The organism is Streptomyces sp. BBFR51, assembly GCF_044591655.1.
Lineage (GTDB): Bacteria > Actinomycetota > Actinomycetes > Streptomycetales > Streptomycetaceae > Streptomyces.
Window position 1 is genome coordinate 7,229,628 of record NZ_CP172448.1, and the last position, 21,471, is coordinate 7,251,098.

17 protein-coding genes and 3 pseudogenes are annotated in these 21,471 nt (G+C 73.8%); 13 read left to right on the forward strand and 7 right to left on the reverse strand.

The genetic code is table 11. The features are described from left to right. The first annotated feature begins 48 nt into the window (after positions 1-48). From ACGH7X_RS32815 to ACGH7X_RS32830, 4 genes are all read left to right on the forward strand, one after another. Positions 49-612: a GNAT family N-acetyltransferase gene (locus tag ACGH7X_RS32815; RefSeq protein WP_399892176.1), complete on the forward strand. Its 564-nt coding sequence runs from the start codon at positions 49-51 to the stop codon at positions 610-612. Positions 613-688: 76 nt separating this feature from the next. Beyond that, positions 689-2,203 (forward strand): ABC transporter substrate-binding protein, encoded by a 1,515-nt coding sequence (locus ACGH7X_RS32820; protein ID WP_399892179.1) that lies wholly within the window; start codon positions 689-691, stop codon positions 2,201-2,203. Between the two features lie 3 nt (positions 2,204-2,206). After that, the gene (locus ACGH7X_RS32825; RefSeq protein WP_399892182.1) at positions 2,207-4,009 is read left to right on the forward strand and encodes an ABC transporter permease subunit; all 1,803 of its coding nucleotides are present in this window, start codon (positions 2,207-2,209) and stop codon (positions 4,007-4,009) included. After that, complete coding sequence (locus tag ACGH7X_RS32830; protein WP_399892185.1) at positions 4,006-5,277, forward strand: MDR family MFS transporter; 1,272 nt, start codon at positions 4,006-4,008, stop codon at positions 5,275-5,277. Before ACGH7X_RS32825 ends, ACGH7X_RS32830 begins: the two co-directional genes overlap by 4 nt. 181 nt (positions 5,278-5,458) lie before the next feature. Here the strand turns inward: ACGH7X_RS32830 and ACGH7X_RS32835 are convergent, their stop codons facing one another. After that, entirely contained in the window at positions 5,459-6,046 is a 588-nt protein-coding gene (locus ACGH7X_RS32835; RefSeq protein WP_399892188.1) for a TetR/AcrR family transcriptional regulator, read from the reverse strand. 72 nt (positions 6,047-6,118) lie between these two features. On the opposite strand from ACGH7X_RS32835, the gene ACGH7X_RS32840 reads away from it, so the two are divergent. Continuing rightward, on the forward strand, positions 6,119-6,940 hold the full coding sequence (locus tag ACGH7X_RS32840; protein ID WP_399892191.1) for an SDR family NAD(P)-dependent oxidoreductase: 822 nt from the start codon (positions 6,119-6,121) through the stop codon (positions 6,938-6,940). 40 nt (positions 6,941-6,980) lie between these two features. Here the strand turns inward: ACGH7X_RS32840 and ACGH7X_RS32845 are convergent, their stop codons facing one another. Next, complete coding sequence (locus ACGH7X_RS32845) at positions 6,981-7,757, reverse strand: CDP-alcohol phosphatidyltransferase family protein (RefSeq protein ID WP_399892194.1); 777 nt, start codon at positions 7,755-7,757, stop codon at positions 6,981-6,983. Between the two features lie 109 nt (positions 7,758-7,866). On the opposite strand from ACGH7X_RS32845, the gene ACGH7X_RS32850 reads away from it, so the two are divergent. The 5 genes and pseudogenes from ACGH7X_RS32850 to ACGH7X_RS32870 all read left to right on the forward strand — a co-directional run. Continuing rightward, positions 7,867-8,859, forward strand: a complete 993-nt coding sequence (locus ACGH7X_RS32850; RefSeq protein WP_399892197.1) for a zinc-binding alcohol dehydrogenase — start codon at positions 7,867-7,869, stop codon at positions 8,857-8,859. A gap of 115 nt (positions 8,860-8,974) precedes the next feature. Further along, entirely contained in the window at positions 8,975-9,373 is a 399-nt protein-coding gene (locus tag ACGH7X_RS32855; protein ID WP_399892200.1) for a 6-pyruvoyl trahydropterin synthase family protein, read from the forward strand. Next, positions 9,370-10,623, forward strand: a complete 1,254-nt coding sequence (locus tag ACGH7X_RS32860; RefSeq protein ID WP_399892203.1) for a glycosyltransferase family 4 protein — start codon at positions 9,370-9,372, stop codon at positions 10,621-10,623. Before ACGH7X_RS32855 ends, ACGH7X_RS32860 begins: the two co-directional genes overlap by 4 nt. A 482-nt stretch (positions 10,624-11,105) precedes the next feature. Then, positions 11,106-12,071, forward strand: a complete 966-nt coding sequence (locus ACGH7X_RS32865; protein ID WP_399897496.1) for an SAM-dependent methyltransferase — start codon at positions 11,106-11,108, stop codon at positions 12,069-12,071. 431 nt (positions 12,072-12,502) lie between these two features. Beyond that, positions 12,503-13,246, forward strand: a pseudogene (locus ACGH7X_RS32870) (YbhN family protein); the annotation flags it as partial. A gap of 125 nt (positions 13,247-13,371) precedes the next feature. On the opposite strand, the gene ACGH7X_RS32875 reads toward ACGH7X_RS32870, so the two are convergent. Next, positions 13,372-14,130 carry a creatininase family protein gene (locus ACGH7X_RS32875; RefSeq protein ID WP_399892206.1) on the reverse strand — a complete coding sequence of 253 codons (759 nt, stop codon included), beginning with the start codon at positions 14,128-14,130 and terminating at the stop codon, positions 13,372-13,374. Positions 14,131-14,254: 124 nt separating this feature from the next. Between ACGH7X_RS32875 and ribA the strand changes: the two genes are divergently transcribed. Continuing rightward, complete coding sequence (gene ribA / locus ACGH7X_RS32880; protein WP_399892209.1) at positions 14,255-14,917, forward strand: GTP cyclohydrolase II; 663 nt, start codon at positions 14,255-14,257, stop codon at positions 14,915-14,917. A 35-nt stretch (positions 14,918-14,952) separates the two neighbouring features. On the opposite strand, the gene ACGH7X_RS32885 is transcribed toward ribA, so the two are convergent. Continuing rightward, positions 14,953-16,182, reverse strand: coding sequence for a serine hydrolase domain-containing protein (locus ACGH7X_RS32885; RefSeq protein ID WP_399897499.1), 1,230 nt, complete (start codon positions 16,180-16,182; stop codon positions 14,953-14,955). A gap of 105 nt (positions 16,183-16,287) precedes the next feature. Next, positions 16,288-16,815 (reverse strand): annotated as a pseudogene (locus ACGH7X_RS32890) (MFS transporter); the annotation flags it as partial. Here ACGH7X_RS32890 and ACGH7X_RS32895 point away from each other — a divergent pair. Both ACGH7X_RS32895 and ACGH7X_RS32900 read left to right on the forward strand, forming a co-directional pair. After that, positions 16,815-17,255, forward strand: a pseudogene (locus tag ACGH7X_RS32895) (shikimate dehydrogenase); the annotation flags it as partial. The pseudogenes ACGH7X_RS32890 and ACGH7X_RS32895 sit on opposite strands and share 1 nt — an antisense overlap. A gap of 14 nt (positions 17,256-17,269) precedes the next feature. Beyond that, complete coding sequence (locus tag ACGH7X_RS32900) at positions 17,270-19,084, forward strand: bifunctional sugar phosphate isomerase/epimerase/4-hydroxyphenylpyruvate dioxygenase family protein (RefSeq protein ID WP_399892210.1); 1,815 nt, start codon at positions 17,270-17,272, stop codon at positions 19,082-19,084. Here ACGH7X_RS32900 and ACGH7X_RS32905 read toward each other — a convergent pair. Together ACGH7X_RS32905 and gnd are read right to left on the reverse strand one after the other, a co-directional pair. Then, complete coding sequence (locus ACGH7X_RS32905; RefSeq protein WP_399892212.1) at positions 19,071-20,531, reverse strand: membrane-associated oxidoreductase; 1,461 nt, start codon at positions 20,529-20,531, stop codon at positions 19,071-19,073. The genes ACGH7X_RS32900 and ACGH7X_RS32905 overlap by 14 nt on opposite strands. 57 nt (positions 20,532-20,588) lie before the next feature. Continuing rightward, positions 20,589-21,470, reverse strand: coding sequence for a phosphogluconate dehydrogenase (NAD(+)-dependent, decarboxylating) (gene gnd, locus ACGH7X_RS32910; protein ID WP_399892214.1), 882 nt, complete (start codon positions 21,468-21,470; stop codon positions 20,589-20,591). Position 21,471: the final 1 nt, after the last annotated feature.

Below are 21,471 nucleotides of genomic sequence, written 5' to 3' on the forward strand. Positions count from 1 at the left end.
CCAGGGGGACGCTGATCGGAGATTCCGCTTAATGCCTATGATGTGCAAGTGCGCAATCCGGACTACAGCATCAGGACAGCAACCCCCGCCGACCTGGACGCCGCCCGAGCCGTCATGCTCGACACCGTCTACCGGGACTTCGCCACCGGGTATGTCCCGCGCTGGCACGGTGACGTCATCGACCTGGCCGGGGCGTACGTGACCCCCGAGCGGCACACGCTCCTCGTTGCCGTGGACCCGGAGGGTGCCGTCGTGGCGACCGGCGCCCTCGACTCCCGGGGTCCCGCGCACCCCCCGAACCCCGTGCACGTCGCCGAGCGGTACCCCTCCGGTGTGACCGCGCAGCTGCGGCGGGTGTACGTCCGGCCCGAGCATCGGCGGCGGGGGCTGGCACGTCGACTTGTCGATGAGTTGCTGGCGTTCGCCGCGGCCGACGGGGGATACCGGGCCGTCTATCTGCATACCGACCCCGCCGTCACCGGGGCCGAGCCGTTCTGGCGGTCGTTGGCCAAGGTGGTGCACGACGAGCGGGAGGACGCGGGGGGCGGGCAGGGGATCGTGCACTTCGATGTTCCCCTTGCCGGACGGGCCGGACGGGCTGGGGCGCGGTAGGCGTGAAAATCGTTTTCATGTAATCTCCGGTTCGCTGCCTCCTGCCCGCCCACTGAATCTGATCGATCCGAGGACCATGCGCTCCCACCGCCGCCCCCGGCTGCTCGCCCCGCTCCTGCTGATCCCGTTGATATCCAGCTGCTTCGCCTCCGGAGGCGGCGGCGACTCCGGCCCTGGTGACGGCAAGGACGGTGAAGGCGCCCGTCTCCGCCTCGCGCTCGCCTTTCCGCCCGCCGAGAACCTGTCGCCGTACGGCGCCGACGCCACTCTGCTCAGTCGGCTCGGGGTCACCGAGGGGCTCACCTCGCTCGATGCCAACGGCTCCGCCGCGCCCGCGCTCGCCGAGTCCTGGCGGCGGGACGGGGACAAGGTCTGGGAGTTCACCCTCCGTGACGCCACCTTCCAGGACGGTGCCGAGGTCACCCCGGGCGCCGTCGCCGATTCTCTGGCGCGGGCCACGCACGCCAAGCCCGCTCCCGCCGCCCTCGCCGGTGTCACCCTCAGCGCCAAGGCGAGCGGCGACCGAGTCGTCCGGGTCACCACCGCCGAGGCCGATCCCGTACTGCCCCTGCGGTTGTCCAGCCCCAGCCTCGCGATCCTCTCCGCCAAGGCGTATGAGAAGCAGGGCGGCCGCGTCGACCCCGTCGGTCACGCCACCGGGCCCTTCGAGCTGACCGACGTCAACGGCGCCACCTCCGCCTCCCTCGACCGGTTCGACGACTACTGGGGTGGCCGCGCCCAGGCCTCCGGAATCGACGCCCGTTTCATCGCCGACGGCACCGCCCGTGCCAACGCCCTGCGGACCGGCGAGCTGGATATCGCGGAGGCCGTTCCCGTCGCGCAGGCGGCGAGCCTCGACAAGGAGACCCGGCGCGACACCGCCACCACCCGCACCACCAGCCTGCTCTTCAACGCCTCGTCCGGGACCTTCAAGGACGCCAAGCTGAGGGCCGCCGCCAGGGCCGCCGTCGACACCTCCGTGTTCGCCAAGGACGTGTACGAGGGGTACGGGGATCCCGGTGCCGGGGTCTACGGGCCCGCCGTGACCTGGGCCGAGGGGAAGCGGACCGCGCCCGTCGGGCGGGCGGCGGCCAAGAAGCCCGGGAGCGGGGACACCGTCAACCTCGCCACCTACGACAACCGGCCCGAGCTGCCCGAGGTCGCCCAGGTCGTCAAGCAGCAGCTGGAGAAGGCCGGGTTCACCGTCAAGCTCACCGTGCGGGAGTACTCGCGGCTCGAAGGGGACGCGCTGGACGGGAAGTTCGACGCCTTCGTGCTGGCACGGAACACGCTCCTCGACACGGGTGACCCCGTCGCCGTCCTCGCCAGCGACTACACCTGCGACGGCGGCTTCAACATCGCCCAGCTGTGCGACAAGGGCGTCGACCGCGCCGTCGCCGACGCCGAGAAGATCGCCGACACCGCCAAGCGGCAGGACGCCGCCATGGCCGCCGAGGCGCGCATCCTCGGCAGTGACGCCGTCGTACCGCTCGTGCACCAGCGGATCATCACCGGCGTCGCCGACTCCGTACAGGGCGTGATCCTCGACCCGTACGAGCGCACCCTCGTCGGCACCGGCACCCGGCGCTGAGCCGTGCGGCAGCGGGTGGCCACCGTGGTGTGGCGGGTCCTTCTCGCGGGCGGGCTCGTGGGCGGGATCGGGCTGCTGCCGTGGCTCACGCACACCGACCCCGCGTACACCGTCCTCAAGGCGCGGTCCGCCGAGCGGGAGCCCACGCCCGAGGTGCTCGCCGACATCCGGCAGCAGCTCGGGCTCGACGGCGGACCACTCCACGTCCTCGGCCGGTGGCTCGGGGGGCTCGTACGCGGGGACGCGGGGGAGTCGTGGATATCCGGCCAAGACGTTTTGCCCGATGTGCTCCAGGCACTCGGGGCCTCGTTGCTGCTCATGGGTGTCGCGCTGCTCGTCGCCGTCCTGACGGCCGGGATCCTGTGCGTACGCACGCTCCGGCTCGGGGCGCGGCGGCGGCTCGGTGGGCGGCGCGGTGGTGGGACCGGGTCCGCCCTGATCGCCTCGCTGCCGGAGTTCCTCGTCGCCTCGGTGCTCGCCACCGTCGTCGGGGTGCAGTTGGGGTGGCTGCCCGCGCTGGGGTGGTACGGGTTCCAGTGGACCGTGCTGCCCGCGCTCGCCCTCGGGCTGCCCGCGGGCGCCGTGCTCGGGCGGTTGCTCGACGATCTGCTGCCCGGCGCCTTCGGTGAGCCGTGGGCCCTCGCCGCCGCGGCACGCGGGCTCACCGGGCGGTCCATCGCCCGCCAGGCCGTACGGCGTTGCGTGCCCGCGCTGCTGCCCAACCTCGGGCTGTTCGCCGTGGGACTGACCGGCGGGGCCGTCGCCGTCGAGCAGGTCTTCGACATCCCGGGGCTCGGGCGCACCACCCTTCAGGCGGCCCTCGCCCAGGATCTGCCCGTCCTCCAGGCCGGCACGCTCGCCCTCGTCCTCCTCGCGGCGTGCGCGACCGGTGTCACCCGGCTCGCCGCCCGGCTGCTCACCGGGCCCGCCCTGCGCGACGGGGCACTGTCCTCCCTGCACCGGCCCGCCCCGCCTGCCCGCGGGTGGCCGCCGCTTCTCTACGGGGCCGTCCTGATCGCCGTCGTCGGGTTCGGGCTGAGCCGTGATCCGCTCGCCCTCGACACCGGACAGCGGCTGCGGGCGCCCTCCCTCGACCATCCCTTCGGCACCGACTCGCTCGGGCGTGACCTGCTCGCCCGGGTCGGGCACGGAGCGCTGGACACCCTGCTGCTCGCCGCCGCCATCAGCGCCGCCGCGCTGCTCGCGGGTGTGCTGCTCGGCCTCGTGCCCCGGGTGTCGGCGCCGCTCGTCGACACGGTCAACGCCGTACCGCCCGTGCTCGTCGCGCTTCTCGTCACCGCCGTCGCCGGGAGCGGAGCGGCCACGCCCGCGCTCGCCGTGGGCGCCGTCGCCTGGGCGCCGCTCGCCGCGCACACCTCCTCCCTGCTGCGCCAGGAACGCGCCACCCTGCACATCACCGCCACCAAAGGGCTGGGCGGGGGGCGGGCGTACCTGCTTCGGAGCGAGCTGTTGCCCGCCGTACTGCCGCCCGTCCTCCGGCACGCCCTGCTGCGGCTGCCCGGCGTTGCCCTCGCGCTCGCCTCGCTCGGCTTCCTCGGCCTCGGTGCGCAGCCGCCGTCGCCCGAGTGGGGTCTGCTCCTCGCCGAGAACCAGCCCTACGCCGAGCGCGCCCCCTGGGCCGTCCTCGCCCCCGCCGCCGTACTCGCCCTGCTCGGCGCGCTGGCCGTCACCGCCGCGGGCGGACTGCGCCGGCCCCGGGCCCGGTGGCGGACTCGTCGTACGGCCGACATGGGCGGGCAGCGGTCCGTCGCGGAGAAGGAACCCGAACCTGCCGGAGTCCGATGACCTCCGCCTCCACCGGCCGGTGGGTGAAGGCCCGTGGCCGTCACGCGCCTCCGCTCTCTCCGCTGCTCCGGCTGCTCGTCCTCACCCAACTCGCCTTCAACATCGGCTTCTTCGCCGTGCTGCCCTTCCTCTCCGAGCATCTGGGGCAGTCCATCGGCATGGCGGGGTGGCTGGTCGGGTTCGTGCTCGGGCTGCGGACCTTCAGCCAGCAGGGGCTGTTCGTGGTCGGCGGTGCCCTCTCCGACCGGTACGGCATCCGGCCCGTCGTGCTTGCCGGGTGCGTGCTGCGGATCGCCGGGTTCGGGTGGCTCGCCTTCGCCGAGCGGACCTGGGCCGTCGTCGGTGCCGTGCTGCTGATCGGGTTCGCCGCCGCGCTCTTCTCACCGGCCGTCGAGTCCGAGGTCGCGCGGCAGGCCGTCCTGTGGGAGGAGACGGGCGGTGGCGACCGGACCCGCGTGCTCGCGCTGTTCACCGTCGCCGGGCAGGCCGGCGCCTTCGTCGGGCCGCTGCTGGGCGCGCTGTTGCTCGCCATCGACTTCCGTACGGCGTGTCTCGCCGGGGCCGCGGTCTTCGTACTCGTCCTCGCCGGGCACGCGTGGCTGCTGCCGCAGCGCATCCCGGGGCGGGTCCAGGTCCGGGCCAGGGGCGGGGCGCGGCTCGTGTTGCGCAATCGGCGCTTCCTCGCGCTGTGTTGCGCGTACGGCGCCTATCTGCTCGCCTACAACCAGCTCTACCTGGCCCTGCCCGCCGAGGTGGAGCGGGCCGCCGGTTCGCAGGCGCCGCTGGCCTGGCTCTTCGCGCTGTCCTCGCTGCTGGTGGTGACCGCGCAGTTGCCGGTGACCCGGTGGGCGGGGGAGCGGCTGGCGCCGCGCCGGTCCATGGTGGCGGGGCTGGTGCTGATCGCCGTCGGGTTCGCGGTCGTCGGGCTGGCGCGGCCCGCCGGGTGGACGGGGGCGGGTGGGCTGGTGCCCGCCGCCGGGTTCGTCGTCCTGCTCACCCTCGGGCAGATGCTCGTCGCGCCGGTCGCCCGCGCCTGGGTGCCCGACCTCGCCGAGGACGGGAGGCTCGGGCTGTACACGGGGGCGCTGTCCTCGGTCTCCGGGGTCGTCGTGCTGGCCGGCAGTTCCGCGACCGGGCTGCTGCTGGACGCCGGGCTGCCGGTCGCCGTGCCGTGGCTGGTGCTGGCCGCCGTACCGCTGGTGGCGGCGGGGGCGCTGCCCCGGCGGCAGCCGGCTCCCCTGCCTCGGGCACGGTCGGGCGGCGCCTAGGGGGTGTCGTTTGGATCTTGCCGGGGTCGCGGGGTCTGGCACGCACATCTGCGGCGTTGTCGTCGGTTGCCAGGGCTCCGCCCTGTCGCCCTCCTCCGCCTTGCAGCTGCACGCACCAGACCCCGCTCGGGTCAGTAGCAAGGCACCGTCGCCTGGAGCCGACCTGATCCAAACGACACCCCTAGCCGCGGATCGTCGCGACCGCCTCGTCGAAGAGGCGCTCGGGATCGTCGGCCCCGCCGGAGCGGTACCAGGCGTCGACCGCCGCGTCGAAGCAGGCCAGTGCGGCGGCGACGAAGGCCAGTGCCCGGGGGTCGGGATCGGGTGTGGCGGGCAGGCCGAGGCGGCGCTGTACGTCGGGGGCCAGCAGGGTCTGCCAGCGCAGGTGCTTCTCCAGGTGCCGGGCGCGCAGGGAGGGGGCCTCGTGATGGATGCGGACGAGGACGAACCGCTCCTCCGGGCTGCTCTCGGGCGGCTGGAGCGTCAGGAAGGCGGCCCGGACGGCCGTCCAGGCCGACTCGTCCTCCGGGCGGCCCTCCAGTGCGGCACGTACCGACTCGCCGAGCGCCTCGGTGTCGCCCAGGACGAGGTCCTCCTTGCTGCCGAAGTAGTGGAAGAAGGAGCGTCGCGAGATGCCGACGGCGGTGGTGATCTGGTCGATCGTCGTCGCTTCGAAGCCGTTCTCCGCGAAGAGCTGTATGGCGGTGGCGGTGATTTCCGCGCGTGCCGCGCGGCGCGCGCGCTCGCGAAGCGTGGGGGTGTCGGCCATGCACTCAGCCTAGCGTCCTGCACTGGAGGCACCTTCTTGCACTCGGTGCAAAGAACTGCCTACAGTGCAGTCATGACACCGATCAACTTCTCCGGTCAGTCCACGATCGTCACCGGCGCCAGCTCCGGCATCGGTGACGCCTTCGCCCGTGAACTCGCCCGGCGCGGCTCCGACGTCGTCCTCGTCGCGCGGCGGCTCGACCGCCTGGAAGAGCTCGCCTCCGAGCTGCGGGCGCGGCACGGTGTGCAGGTCACGCCGATTCCGCTCGACCTGAGCGAGCCGGGTGCGGGACGGCGGCTGGCCGCCGATCTGGCCCGGCGGGGCATCCGGGTCGACGGCCTGGTGAACAACGCCGGCTTCGGCACCAACGGCGCCTTCCACGAGGAGGACCCCGACCGGCTCACCGATGAGATCAACGTGGACGTGGCCAACCTCGTCGATCTCACCCGCGCGTTCATCGAGCCGCTGCGCGACTCCGGCCGGGGCGTCCTCGTCAACGTGGCGAGCGCGGCGGCCTACACGCCCAGCCCCGCGATGGCGGTGTACGCCGCCTGCAAGGCGTTCGTCCTCAGCTTCACCGAGGCGCTCTGGTACGAGTCGCGCGGCACCGGCCTGCGGGTGCTCTCACTCGCCCCCGGTCTCACCCGTACCGAGTTCTTCGACGGCCTGAACGGCGGCGCCTACCGGGGCAGTTACCAGACCCCCGAACAAGTGGTCGCGACCGCGATGCGAACCCTGGACCGCGGACGGCGGCCGAGCGTGCAGTCGGGTCGTCTGAACGCCGTCATGGTCTCGCTGCCCCGCCTCTTCACCCGCCGGCGCGCCGTCCTGCTCAGCGGGCGGATCTCGGCCCGTTCCTCCGGCGCGGTGAGCGCCGCGGGTCAATATGCTTAGCGACGCCCAGGGAGGCTCTCCCGCGCGGAGCCACGGAAGCTCACCGGGCGACGAGCTCCCGCACCGCCATGGCCGGGGTGGCAGGCACCCGGGACGTCCGGCGCAGCCACAGCACGTCCCGTCCGAACGACCACACCAGCAGGCCGAGCGCCAGTGCCACCACCCCGGCGTTCACCGGGCGGGGCAGCAGGTCCGCGCCCGCCAGGAGCAGCAGTACGCCCTGGAGCGCGGCCACCGTCTTGCGTGCCGTGCTCGGCGGCAGCGGGGCGGTCAGCCACGGCCAGACCCGGGCCGCGGCGACGAACACGTACCGCATGCCGCCGATCAGCAGCACCCACGGGCCCAGGTCCATCGCGACGTACACGCTGAGCACCAGGATGAGGAACGCGTCGACTTCCATGTCGAAGCGGGCGCCCAGCGCCGACGACGTGCCGGTGCGGCGGGCGACCTTGCCGTCCACGCCGTCCAGGATCAGGGCCACGGCCGTCAGGCCGACCAGGAGGGAGACCGGCGGCGCGCTGCGGAAGGAGTCCGCCACCAGGGCCGTGACCCCGCCGACCAGGGTGGCCCGGCCGAGGGTGACCCGGTTGGCCGGGCCGAACGACGCCAGCCGGGAGCGGTGCAGGGACCAGGAGAGCACCGCCCAGGTCGCGAACGCGAAGGCGAGACCGGTCAGCCAGCCCGCCGTGCCCATGCCGATCGCGGTGCCGAGTAGCGCCAGCAGCAGGATCTGCGCGCCCGCCCCCACTGCGGTCTCCTGCTGAACGGGCCTCGCGTCATAGGCGTCATACGCGTCGTACGTGTTGTTCAGGGCCACCGAACACCCTCCGGCCGTGTGACAGAGTCGATCAACGCCGCTACCTTGTGCGCGGCTTGTGCATCCCTCGGTACGTGGGCGGCTTCCCGATCGTTCAGGAGGACATCCGATGACCCGCATGGCACGCGCGTTCTGGCTCGAATCGCCAGGCCGGAGCGCGATCCGGGAGGTGGAGCTGCCGGCGCCCGGCGCGGAGGACGTGCTTGTGCGTACGCTCTTCAGCGGCGTGAGCCGGGGCACGGAGACCCTCGTCTTCGGCGGCCGGGTGCCCGAGAACCAGTACTCGGCCATGCGCGCGCCCTTCCAGGAGGGCGACTTCCCCGGGCCGGTGAAGTACGGCTACCTCAACGTCGGCGTGGTGGAGGAGGGGCCGGGCACCCTCGTCGGACGTACCGTCTTCTGCCTGTATCCGCACCAGACCCGGTACGTCGTCCCGGCCGCCGCCGTCACCCCGGTGCCCTCGGAGGTGCCGGCCGGGCGGGCCGTGCTCGCCGGCACGGTGGAGACCGCCGTCAACGCACTGTGGGACGCCGCTCCGCTCGTCGGCGACCGGATCGCCGTGGTCGGCGGCGGCATGGTCGGCTGCTCGGTGGCCGCCCTGCTGGCGCGCTTCCCCGGCGTCCGCGTCGAGTTGGTCGACGCCGACCCGGCCCGGGCGCAGGTCGCCGCAGCACTCGGCGTCGGCTTCGCGTCCCCGGCCGACGCCCTCGGCGACCGCGACCTCGTCGTTCACGCCAGTGCGACGGAAGCGGGGCTCGCCCGGTCACTGGAACTGCTGCGCCCCGAGGGCACCGTCGTCGAACTCAGCTGGTACGGCGACCGGCGCGTCGCCCTGCCGCTCGGCGAGGCCTTCCACTCCCGGCGCCTGACCCTGCGCGGCAGCCAGGTCGGCACCGTCTCCCCGGCCCGCGCCGCCACCCGCACCTACGCCGACCGGCTCGCCCTCGCCCTCGACCTGCTCGCCGACCCCGCGCTCGACGCACTCGTCAGCGGCGAGTCCGCGTTCGCCGAACTGCCCGACCTGATGCCACGGTTGGCCTCAGGTGAGGTCCCCGCCCTGTGCCACCGGATCCGGTACGACCGGGAGGACACCAGCGCCTGACCTTGAGAGAAGACGTAGGGGCCGCTGAACAAGGGAAGGCATCCAGCCGTAATAGACGGCACCCCGCGCAGCGATCGGCGGGGGATCAGACGTGCCACACCTGGAGGGTCGTCCGTTGTTCAGCATCACCGTCCGCGATCACATCATGATCGCCCACAGCTTCCGCGGCGACGTCTTCGGGCCCGCGCAGCGCCTGCACGGAGCGACGTTCCTGGTGGACGCCACCTTCCGGCGCGAGCAGCTCGACGAGGACAACATCGTCGTCGACATCGGACTGGCCACCCAGGAGCTGGGTGCCGTCGTCGGCGAGCTGAACTACCGCAACCTCGACAACGAACCCGACTTCGCCGGCGTCAACACCTCCACGGAGTTCCTGGCCAAGGTCGTCGCCGACCGGCTCGCCGAGCGCGTGCACAAGGGCGGGCTCGGCGAGGGGGCCAGGGGCCTGGCCGGCCTCACCGTGACCCTGCACGAGTCGCACGTCGCCTGGGCGAGTTACGAGCGTGCGCTGTGACCGACACATCCGTCGAAGCGACGGCCCATACGCCCCTCGGATCGAACCCCGGGGCGAGCGCCGGTGCGAACCCCGGGCGCGCCCGGCTCACCTACGTCCCCACCCAGATCTCCGTGCCGGCCTCGTCGCCGAGGAACGGGGGGATCGTCCCCATGTCCCTGCGCTCCGTGCACTTCGTCATGCCGGGCGGGATCGACGACCCGGCCGCGCCGAGCGGCGGCAACGCCTACGACCGACGGGTGCGCCTCGACCTGCCCGGCTTCGGGTGGCGGGTACGGGATCTGCCCGTGCCGGGCGACTGGCCCCGGCCGGACGACGCCGCCCGCGCGGAACTCGCCCGCGTCCTGCGACGGTTGCCGGACGGCGCCGTCGTCCTCCTCGACGGGCTGGTCGCCTGCGGGGTGCCGGAGGTCGTCGTCCCGGAGGCCGAGCGGCTGCGCATGGCCGTCCTCGTCCACCTCCCGCTCGGCGACGAGACCGGCCTCGACCCCGCCGTGGCCGCCGAGCTGGACGCCCGCGAACGCACGGTGCTGCGCGCCGTCCCGGCCGTCGTCGCCACCAGCGACTGGGCGGTGCGGCGTCTCGTCTCCCACCACGGCCTCGACCCGGGCCGCGTCCATGTCGCCGCCCCGGGCGCCGACATCGCGCCCCTCGCGCCCGGCACCGACGGCGTCTCCCGGCTGCTGTGCGTCGCCGCGGTCACGCCCCGCAAGGGCCAGCACCGGCTGGTGGAGGCGCTGGCGGCCGTGACCGACCTGCCGTGGAGCTGCGTGTGCGTCGGCGGGCTCGGGCAGGACCCGGAGTACGTCGACGGGCTGCGGTCGCTGATCGCACGGCACGGTCTGGAGGAGCGGCTGGTGCTCGCCGGGCCGCGGACGGGCGCCGAGCTGGACGCCACCTACGCGACCGCCGACCTGATGGTCCTCACCTCGTACGCCGAGACGTACGGCATGGCGGTGACCGAGGCTCTCGCGCGCGGCATCCCCGTGCTGGCCACGGACGTCGGCGGCCTCCCGGAGGCGGTCGGACGCGCGCCCGACGGCGGGGTGCCCGGCATCCTCGTCCCGCCGGAGGATCCCGCCGCACTCGCCGCGGAGCTGCGCGGCTGGTTCGGCGAGGTGGACGTGCGCCGCCGCCTGAAGGCCGCCGCCCGCGGCCGCCGCGCCGCCCTGAACGGCTGGGCCACCACCGCCCAGAGCCTGGCCGGAGTACTGCACCGGCTGCCGAGCGAACCGAGGAGGTCGGCATGAGTACGAGGAAGACGCCCGCACCGACCGGAAGCGTGATCCCGGCCCGGCCCGGCCCCCAGGACGCCCCCGACACCGCAAACGGCGTGATCCCCGGAGCGGGCCCCACCCGGCGGGAGGCGGGCTCGCCCGCCGGCCGCGTCACGGGCCGGCCCGCCGGGCAGGACGCGGGCTCGCCCCCCAGGCAGATGACGGGCACGACCGCCGGGCACGTCACGCGCACGCCCGCCGCACGGGCCGTCGAACGGCAGGGTGAGCAACCTGCCTTCGGCCCGGTGGACGGGCCGGGCGAGGGGTACGGACCCGCGAACGGACCCGCGAACCGCGCCGCCGACCAACGCGCCGACCACTCCGCCGACCAACCCGCCGACCGGTCCGGTGGCGTGCCCACCGGCCGTCCCGCCACTCAGCCCTCGGGGGGCGCCGCCGAACGGGTCTCGGGTCGTCCCGGGCAGTCGTCCGCCGAGCAGCTCGGCGACCGGCCCGTGCCTTCCTCCTCCGCCGAGCGCGCCACCGTCCGCCTCCGCGAGGCCCCGGCGCGGGAACCGGAGCTGGGGCCGGGGCCGGGCAACCCGGGCCCGGCGGCGATGCGGGGGTCGGCGGGGGAGCCGCCCGACGACCCCCCGCGCTACGCGCCCGAGTGGCTGCGGCTGCGTGAGCCCGCCGATGCCGCCGCGCGGGCGCACGACCTGCTCGACCCGTTGCGGATCCGGCTCGCCAACCTGCCGAGGAGGTCGGACGGGCTGGTGGTGCACGACGTGGGCTGCGGCACCGGGTCGATGGGACGCTGGCTCGCCCCGCTGCTCGACGGCCCCCAGCACTGGGTGCTGCACGACCGCGACCCGTACCTCCTGCACTTCGCGGCCGTCGCCGCCCCTCGTACGGCCGCCGACGGCAGCCGCGTCACCGTCGAGACGCGGCGCGGGGACATCGCCCGGCTCACCCCGGACGCGCTGACCGGCGCCGCGCTGGTGACGGCGTCCGCGCTGCTCGACGTGCTCACCACCGAGGAGGTCGGCAACCTCGCCGCCGCCTGTGCCGCGGCCGGCTGCCCGGCGCTGCTGACCCTCTCCGTCGCCGGGCGCGTCGACCTGACCCCCGCGCACCCCCTGGACGCGGAGATCACCGAGGCGTTCAACGCACACCAGCGGCGTACCGGCATGCTCGGTCCGGACGCGGTCACCGCGGCGGCCGAGGCCTTCGCCGAACACGGCGCCACCGTACGGGCGCATCCCAGCCCCTGGCGGCTCGGCCCCGACGAGGCCGGCCTCACCGCCCAGTGGCTGCGCGGCTGGGTCGGTGCGGCCGTCGAACAGCGCCCCGACCTGCGTGAGCGGGCCGGCCGCTACCTGGACGAGCGCCTCGCGGCCTGCGCCGCCGGGGAGTTGCGCGTGGTCGTCCACCACACCGACCTGCTGGCGCTGTGCCGACCGACGGGCGGAGCCTCGTGAGCGCACCGACCGTACCGGCGGCAGCTGCGGCATCCGGGGTCCTGGCGGCACCTGCGGCCCCGGCGGCAGCTGCGGTCCCGGCGGCATCTGGGGCACCCGGGGTCCTGACGGTCCCGGCGGCAGGTGCGGCACTCAGGGCATCCGCGGTCCCGACGGCGCCTGCGGCACCCGCAGTACCCGCGGTCTCGGCGGCATCCGCGGTCGCGACGGCCCCTGCGGCACCCGCGTTCTCGGCGGCACCCACGGTCCCGACGGCACCCGCGGCCCCGGCGGCCCCAACGGCCCCCACGACCCCGGCGGGGAACCCCCCACCCGCCGTACCCCCGGGCCCGGGCACCCCCGTCGGCAGCGCGCCGCCCCGTCGCCGCGCGCTGCGTACCCACCTCGGCTCCCTCGCCGGGGCCGCCGTGCTCGCCGTGCTCCTGTGGCGGATGGGGACCGGTGCCTTCCTGGACGGGCTGCGGCGGATCGACGGGCCCACGGTGCTGGCGGCGCTGGGGATCGGGCTGGTCACCACGGTGTTCAGCGCCTGGCGTTGGGCCCTGGTGGCCCGGGGGCTGCGCATCCGGCTGCCGCTCGGACCGGCCGTCGCCGACTACTACCGCGCCCTGTTCCTCAACGCGGCCCTCCCCGGTGGCGTCCTCGGTGACGTGCACCGCGCGGTGCGGCACGGGCAGAGCGCCGGCGACCTCGGGCGCGGCGTGCGGGCCGTCGTCCTCGAACGGGTCGCCGGGCAGCTCGCGTTGATCGGGGTCGGCGTCGTCGTACTGCTCACGATGCCGTCCCCGGTGCTGACCGAGGCCCGGCACGTGGCTCCGCTCGTGGGCCTGGCCGTGCTCGGCGCGCTCGCCGTCGTCCTCGCCCTGCGCATGAACCGGGCGCCCGCACGCCGGGGTCGGGCCCTGCGCGCGACGCTCGGCGAGGCACGCGAAGGGCTGCTGTCCCGGCGGAACCTCCCGGGCATCGCGGTCTCGTCCGTCGTCGTGCTCGCCGGGCATCTCGCGATGTTCGTGCTCGCCGCCCGGGTGGCGGGAAGCGGTGCCTCCGTCGCCGTGCTCACGCCGCTGGCCGTGCTGGCCCTGCTCGCCATGGGCCTGCCGCTGAACGTCGGCGGCTGGGGGCCCCGCGAGGGTGTCACCGCCTGGGCGTTCGGCGCGGCGGGGCTGGGCGCGGGCACCGGCCTCGGCGTGGCGGTGGTGTACGGCGTGCTCAGCCTCGTGGCGAGTCTGCCCGGCGTCGTCGTCCTCGTCGTCCGCCGGCAGGCGGGTGCGGGCTCGGGCTCGGGTGCGGCGAACGCGCCCTACCCGCGTCGGTGGTCCCGTCCGGGAACCTCGTCCGCCGTCAGGAAAGAGAAATACGTCCCGAAGGAATCCGCGAGGCTCGCCAGCAGTTCCTTCCCCTTTTCCGCCGATCCCAGTGAAGGACGCCCGATGACACCGGAATCGGTATAGGCGGACATACCGAGGGAGAGCAGATGACGCCGGTCGTCCGCGACGAAATCGGCGGCCTCGTATCCGGGCCGGACCGATTCGGGGTGCGCGTGCAGAAGAATGGAGGTCTCGATTTCCCCCGCGTGCATGTCGGTGAGCAACGAGGTGGCCACCCCCGCCCGCTCCCGCGCCGCCTCCCAGTCCTCCGCGGCCGGGAACAGCCCCATCCGCTCACCGCGTGCGGAGGACTCCTGAACGACGTTGCCCAGTACGTAGTTTCCACCGTGTCCGTTGACCACGACCAGGGCCTCGACACCCGAGCGGCGCAGGGAGGAGGCTATGTCCCGCACCACCGCGTGGAGGGTCACCGAGGAGATGCTCACGGTCCCGGGCCAGTCGGCGTGTTCGTGGGAACAGCCGATCGTCACCGGGGGCAGCGGGTGCACCGGGTACGCGGCGGCGATCTCCCTGGCGATCGCGCAGGCGACGAGCGTGTCGGTCGCCAACGGCAGGTACGGGCCGTGCTGCTCGAAACTGCCGACCGGCAGCACCGCGACCTGCCGCGCAACTCGGGCGGCCCGCCCGCGCACGTCCTCGGTCGTGTCCGCCGACACCAGTGAAGCGTCCATTCCCGCACGGCCTTTCGTCTCTGTTGAACAATCTCTTGAACAACCTGCTGGGCAACCTGTTGGGCAACCTGTTGAGGGATCCGCTGAGGGATCCGCCGAGGATCTTTTGAGGAACGCGAGAATCATGACAGAAAATATCGGTGTACTCGGCAAGAACATCGCGCAGCGCACGGACGTGGAACGCGTCGTGGTGACGCCACTGCCCACCGTCTACGGGGAGTTCCGTGCGTTCGGGTATTTCGACCACGAGCGCGGCGACGAACAAGTGGCTCTCGTGCACGGCGATCCGGGCGCCGAGGGCGTGCTCACCCGGCTCCACTCGGAGTGCCTGACGGGCGACGCCTTCGGCTCCCAGCACTGCGAGTGCGGCGACCAACTGGCCTCCGCGCTGCGGGCGGTGGTCGCCGCGGGCAGCGGTGTGGTCGTCTACCTGCGCGGCCACGAGGGCCGGGGCATCGGGCTGCTCGGCAAGCTGCGCGCGATGGCGTTGCAGGCGGAGGGCCTGGACACCGTGGAGGCGAACCTCGCCCTCGGCCTGCCGGTGGACGCCCGGGACTACGGCGTCGCCGCCCGCATCCTGGCGGACCTGGGCGTGCGTTCCGTGCGCCTGATGTCCAACAACCCGCGCAAACGGGAGGCGTTGGTGCGGCACGGCATCCAGGTCGCCGAGCAGGTGCCGCTGCTGATACCGCCGTGCGAGAGCAACATCACCTACCTGCGGACCAAGCGCGAGCGCCTGGACCACCACCTGCCCCACCTGGACGCGATGGCGCACGTGTCGTCCTGACGAGGGTCTGACGAGGGTCTGACCAGGGTGCCGGCTCAGTCCTTCACCGCCTCGTGCACGAGCCGCTTGAGGTCCGGGTACACCGTGTGTGAGGACCTGGGCCGCACCTGGGTCATGAACTGCACCGTCAGATCACGGCCCGGGTTGACCCAGAAGATGGTCGTCGCCACTCCGCTCCAGCCGTACGTGCCGAGCCCGGAGGGCGACTGCGTGCGGCTCGGGTCGGTCACCACGGAGACGCCGAGGCCGAAGCCGACGCCGTCGTTGCCGGGTTCGTCGTGCGCCGGGCGGCTGCCGAAGGCGCGCAGGTCGGCGCCGCCGGGGAGGTGGTTGCGGGTCATGAGGTCCACCGTCTCGGGGGCGAGCAGGCGGGCTCCGTCGAGTGTGCCGCGGCGCCGCAGCAGTTCCGCGAAGCGGTGCACGTCGTACGCGGACGAGACCAGGCCGCCGCTGCCCGACAGGAACCGCGGCCGGCCCCGCAGCGGCAGCCCGGGGACCGGCTCGATGCCGCCGTCGTCGCTCTCGCCGTACAGCTCGGCCAGCCGGTCCGCCTGCTCGTCGGTGACGTGGAACCCGGTGTCCGTCATGCCGAGGGGTCCGAAGATCCGCTCGGCGCAGAAGGTGTCGAGGGCCTGCCCGGAGACCACCTCGACGAGCCGGCCCAGCACGTTGCTGGCCACCGAGTAGTTCCACTGCGTGCCCGGCTCGAACTGGAGGGGCAGGCTCGCGTACACGTCGACCGTCTCGGCCAGGTCAGCGCCCGGCCGCACCGACGACTCCAGTCCGGCCGCGCGGTACAGCCCGTCCACGGGGTGGGAGCGGTAGAAGCCGAAGGTGAGCCCGGCGGTGTGGGTCATCAGGTGCCGGACGCGGACCGGACCGGCGGCGGGCCGGGTGACGACGTCGTCCGCGGACCCTTCGACGTAGACCCGCGGCTCGGCGAAGGCCGGCAGATACCGGTCCACGGGGTCGTCCGGCGACAGTCGGCCCTCCTCCATCAGGATCAGCACCGCCACGGACGTGACCGGCTTGGTCATGGAGTAGATCCGCCACAGGGTGTCGGCCGACACGGGCAGCCCGGCCGCGACGTCCCGCCGGCCGTGCACGGTCAGATGGGCGACGCGGCCGCCGCGGGCGACGGCGACCAGGAACCCGGGCAGCCTGCCCACCTCGACCTGCCGGGCGAAGTGCAGGTCGAGCCGGTCCAGCGCCTCGGGATCCAGGCCGACCGCACCCGCGTCGACCTCCTGCCGCAGGGGTGGCATCGCCATCGCTCTCCTCGGTCGTTCTTCGAAGACGCGTCCGGCATACCCCGCGCACGCCTTCTCAGAACTTCATGATCCGCACTTCATGATCCGCCGCCTCCGGCCTCAGGCCGCGACCGTCTCCCGCTGCGCGGCCTCCCGCCCGGCGTGCTCGCCGAGCTGCTCCGTCGGGACCTTGTGGGTCTCGCGGGCCGAGAGCGCGGCGATCACCGGCGGGACGCACAGCGCCGCAGTGAACAGCGCCACCGCGAGCCAGTCGTCGCCGTCCGGGCCTGCGATCTGCGCGGCGAAGGTCACCGCGAACCCGGCCACCGCGAAGCCGATCTGCGTACCGATCGCCACGCCGGACAGCCGGACCCGGGTGGAGAACATCTCGCCGTAGAAGGCGGGCCACACGCCGTTCGCCGCGCTGTAGACGACGCCGAAGGCGACGATGCCCAGCAGGAACGTCAGCGGGTAGGAGCCGGTGGAGATCGCCCACAGGTACAGGAACATCGTCACCGCGCTGCCGACCGCGCCGATCAGGTACACCGGACGCCGGCCGATGCGGTCGGACAGCGTCGCCCACAGCGGGATCGCGGCGAGCGCGGCGACGTTGGCGAGGGCGCCCACCCACAGCATGGCCGTACGGGACGCTCACCCTGGGCGCCGGACGGGTCACGGTCGTCGACGCCCTGCCCGAGCGTGCCGCCGAACTCGCCGCCTCGCTGAACCGGCACTTCGGCGACGGCCGGGCCGCCCACGCCACCCCGGACCGCCTGGCGGGCCTGCTGACCACGGCCGACGGCATCGTGCACGCCACCCCCACCGGCATGGCCGCCCACCCCGGGCTGCCGCTGCCGGCCGCACTGCTCCACCCCGGGCTGTGGGTCGCCGAGGTCGTCTACCGCCCGCTGGAGACCGAGCTGCTGCACACCGCACGCGCGCTGGGCTGCGCCACGCTGGACGGCGGCGGCATGGCCGTCTTCCAGGCCGTGGACGCGTTCCGGCTGTTCACCGGCCGGGAACCCGACGTGCCGCGGATGCTCGCCGACATCACCGATCTCGCCGGTGCCGTGGGCGCCCCGAAGTAGGAAGAGGTACCGACGTGCGCACGTCCATCGCCACCGTCTCCCTGAGCGGATCCCTCACCGAGAAGCTCACGGCCGCCTCCCGGGCCGGCTTCGACGGCGTGGAGATCTTCGAGAACGACCTGCTGGCAAGCCCCCTCGCCCCCGAGGAGATCCGCACCCGCTGCGCCGACCTCGGACTCACCATCGACCTCTACCAGCCCATGCGGGACGTCGAGGCGCTGCCCGAGGAGGAGTTCACCCGCGCCCTGCGCCGCGCCCGGCACAAGTTCGAGCTGATGCGCAGGCTCGGCGCGGACACCGTCCTGGTGTGCTCCAGCGTCTCCCCGCACGCCGTGGACGACGACGCCCTCGCCGCCGAGCAGCTCGGCCGCCTCGCCGACCTGGCCCGGGACCACGGCGTCCGCGTCGCCTACGAGGCGCTCGCCTGGGGCCGGCACATCAGCACCTACGACCACGCCTGGCGCGTCGTCGAGAGCGCCGGGCACCCCGCGCTCGGCACCTGCCTGGACAGCTTCCACATCCTCTCGCGCGGCGGCGAACCCGAGGACCTCGAAGGCATCGCGGACATCCCCGGCGACAAGATCTTCTTCCTCCAGCTCGCGGACGCCCCGCTGCTCGCGATGGACGTCCTTCAGTGGAGCCGCCACTACCGCTGCTTCCCCGGCCAGGGCGGCTTCGACGTCGCCGGACTGCTGCGGCACGTGCTGCGCGCCGGCTACGACGGACCGCTGTCCCTGGAGGTCTTCAACGACGTCTTCCGGCAGTCCGAGGCCGGCCCCACCGCCGTGGACGCCCGGCGCTCCCTGCTGGTCCTCCAGGAACAGGTCGGCCTCGCCGCACCGCCCGCGCCCGCCGCACCCACCGGCGTCGCCTTCGCCGAGTTGGTCACACCCGACGCCGCCCCCGTCTCTGCGGTGCTCGGCGCGCTGGGCTTCGCCCGGACGGCACGGCACCGGGGCAAGCCCGTCGACCTGTGGCAGCGCGGCGAGGCCCGCGTCCTGGTCAACACCGGGCCGGCCGAACGCCGCGACGGCACCCGGCTGGCCGCCGTCGGCCTGGAGTCGCCCGACCCCGCCGCCTCGGCCCGCCGCGCCGAGGCCCTGCTGGCACCGGTGCTGCCCCGCCGCCGGGCCCCCGGGGACGCCCCGCTGGAGGCGGTCGCCGCACCCGACGGCACGGAGCTGTTCTTCTGCGCCACCGGGCGCCCCGGACTGCCCGACTGGCGGGCGGACTTCGAGGACGTCGAGGGCGCGCCGCCCGCTCCCGGCGACGACGCCGGCTGGCGCGTCGACCATCTCTCCCTCACCCAGCCCTGGCACCAGTTCGACGAGGCGGCCCTCTTCCACCGCGCCGTCCTCGGGCTGCGGCCGCAGGAGAGCGTGGACGTCGCCGACCCCTACGGGCTGCTGCGCAGTCGCGCCGTCACCACCGACGACGGCGCCGTCCGCATCGTCCTGACGGTCGGCGCGGCACCCACCGACGACACGGCGCACGCCCAGCACATCGCCCTGGCCACCGACGACGTGGTCGCCGCCGCCCGCGGCCACCGCGACGCCGGGGGCGAGCTGCTGCCGATCCCCGCCAACTACTACGACGACCTCGCGGCCCGCTTCGAGTTCGCCGACGGCGAGCTGGAGACGTACCGGGAACTGGGCATCCTCTACGACCGCGACGCGCACGGCACCTTCCGGCACTGCTACACGCACACCGTCGGCCGGGTCTTCTTCGAACTCGTCCAGCGCGACGGCGGCTACCGCGGCTACGGCGCCGCCAACGCGCCCGTGCGGCTGGCCGCGCAGCACGCGGCGCGCGGGTTCACTGGCGGCTGACGGTGCGGGTCAGGCCGGTGAGGACCGTCGTGGCCAGGATCCAGCCCGTGATGATCAGGACGTAGGACAGCGTCTGGTACCAGCCCGCGGGCGAGAAGGCGCTCTCCTGACCGAAGGAGATCACCGGCAGCAGCAGGTCGAGGGTGTAGAACACCGCGTTGAAGTCGGGGGCCTCCTGCGGCTTGAGCGGCGGCGGGTGGTGCAGGCCGTACGCGAGGGAGCCGAGCGCGAGCAGCGACAGCAGCCAGCCGCCCGCGCGCAGCGGCCGGAAGCCGTACCCGACCGTGACGTCCTGGAGGTGGCCCCACACGCGGCCGTACCAGGGCAGGGTGCGCCGGCGTCGCCGCTGCTTGGCCAGCTGTACGAGCCGGGCCGCGTCGTCGTCGCCGATCCGTCGGTAGGCGGCGGTCAACTGCTCGTAGATGAAGGGCAGATAGCTGTCGCCCTTCTCCAGCATCGGCAGCCGCCGCTCGGCGGGCTCGTGCGGGACGAGTGACGTGTAGGTGAGGTCGTTGAGCTGGACCCAGGCCGGTACCACCTCCGGTTCGACGAACAGCACGTCCACCTGGGCGCGGCGCAGATTGAGCGCACCCTCCACCACCGGGCCCTGCCGCAGCCAGAGTTCGCCGATCACGCAACTGCTGGCACGCAGCGCGGTGCCCCCGGGGTTCGCCAGCCGGGCGTGCGACAGGTCGAGCCGGCCGGGTATCCGCGCGCCGCGCAGCTCCAGCCGGCCGCGGACATCCGCGTGCCGCATCAGCACGTCGGCCTCGGCGGCGAGGGTCTCGGCCTGGAGGGCGGTGCCGCCCGGCCGGCCGAGCACGGCGTCGGTGAGGTTGACCGTCCCGGCCACCCGGGCGCCGTTGAGCCGCATCTCGCCCGCCGCCCGCAGTCCCGGCGCCCACAGGTCGGCCCCCAGCACCGCCTGGTTCAGCTGGAGCACCGGCCCCTCGGTGTCCGGCGCGTGGATCTGCGTGCTCTCCAGATACAGGCTGCCGGTGATCTCCGCCCCGCCGAGCCGTACCATCCCGCCGAACCGGGCGCGGGTCAGCCGCAGTACGCCGTCCACCCGCACGGCGTGCGAGATCAGGCCGGGCAGCACGGACTCGCTCAGGTTCAGCTCGCGCAGCCGGGCCGCGTGGAGACGGGGCGCGTCGTCGAAGTGGCAGTGCCGCAGCCGCACGGGGTGGTCGACCGTCGCGGACTGGAGTTCCAGCGGCCCGGTGACCCGCGCCCCCGCCAGGCTGAGTGCGGCCACCTCGCCGTCCTCCCGGGGGCCGCCCAGCAGCAGGGCGCGTAAGACGGCCGCCCGTACGGTCCGTTCGGGGCCCCAGGTGCCGCCGTCGGCCGGGTCCTCGTCGTCCGCGGCCCGGAAGTCCACGGCGGAGCCCGTGGCGAAGGCCCGCCAGACGCGCGTCTCGGCCGGTGTCAGGTCGTTGATCTCCATCGCGGGGACTCTGACCCGAACCGGCCGGTCGCGTCAACGTGTTACCGCCACGCCGGGCTACTTCTTCGCCGACTCCACGGCGTGCCCGCCGAACTGGTTGCGCAGCGCGGCGACCATCTTCATCTGCGGCGAGTCCTCCTGCCGGGACGAGAACCGCGCGAAGAGGGAGGCCGTGATCGCGGGCAGCGGCACCGCGTTGTCGATCGCCGCCTCGACGGTCCAGCGGCCCTCGCCCGAGTCGTCCGCGTACCCGCGCAGCTTGTCCAGGTGGTGGTCGTCGTCGAGGGCGTTGACGGCCAGGTCGAGGAGCCAGGAGCGGATGACCGTGCCGTCCTGCCAGGAGCGGAAGACCTCGCGGACGTTGTCCACGGAGTCGACCTTCTCCAGCAGCTCCCAGCCCTCGGCGTAGGCCTGCATCATGGCGTACTCGATGCCGTTGTGGACCATCTTGGAGAAGTGCCCGGCGCCGACCCTGCCCGCGTGGACGTAGCCGTAGGGGCCGTCGGGCTTGAGCGCGTCGAAGACCGGCTTCAGGTCGTCGACGATCTCCTTCTCGCCGCCGACCATCAGGGCGTAGCCGTTCTCCAGCCCCCACACGCCGCCCGACACACCCGCGTCGACGAAGTTGATGCCGCGCTTGCCGAGGTCCTCGGCGTGCCTCTCGTCGTCCGTCCAGCGGGAGTTGCCGCCGTCGATGACGGTGTCGCCGGGCTTGAGCAGCGTCGCCAGCTGGTCGATGACGTGCTGGGTGGCGCCGCCGGCCGGGACCATCACCCAGACCGCGCGCGGCCGCTGCAGCTGGTCGACCAGCTCGACCAGACTGTCGACGTCGGCCCGCTCGGGATTGGTGTCGTATCCGACGACGGTGTGGCCGGCGTTGCGCAGGCGCTCGCGCATGTTGCCGCCCATCTTGCCGAGACCAACAAGACCGATCTGCATG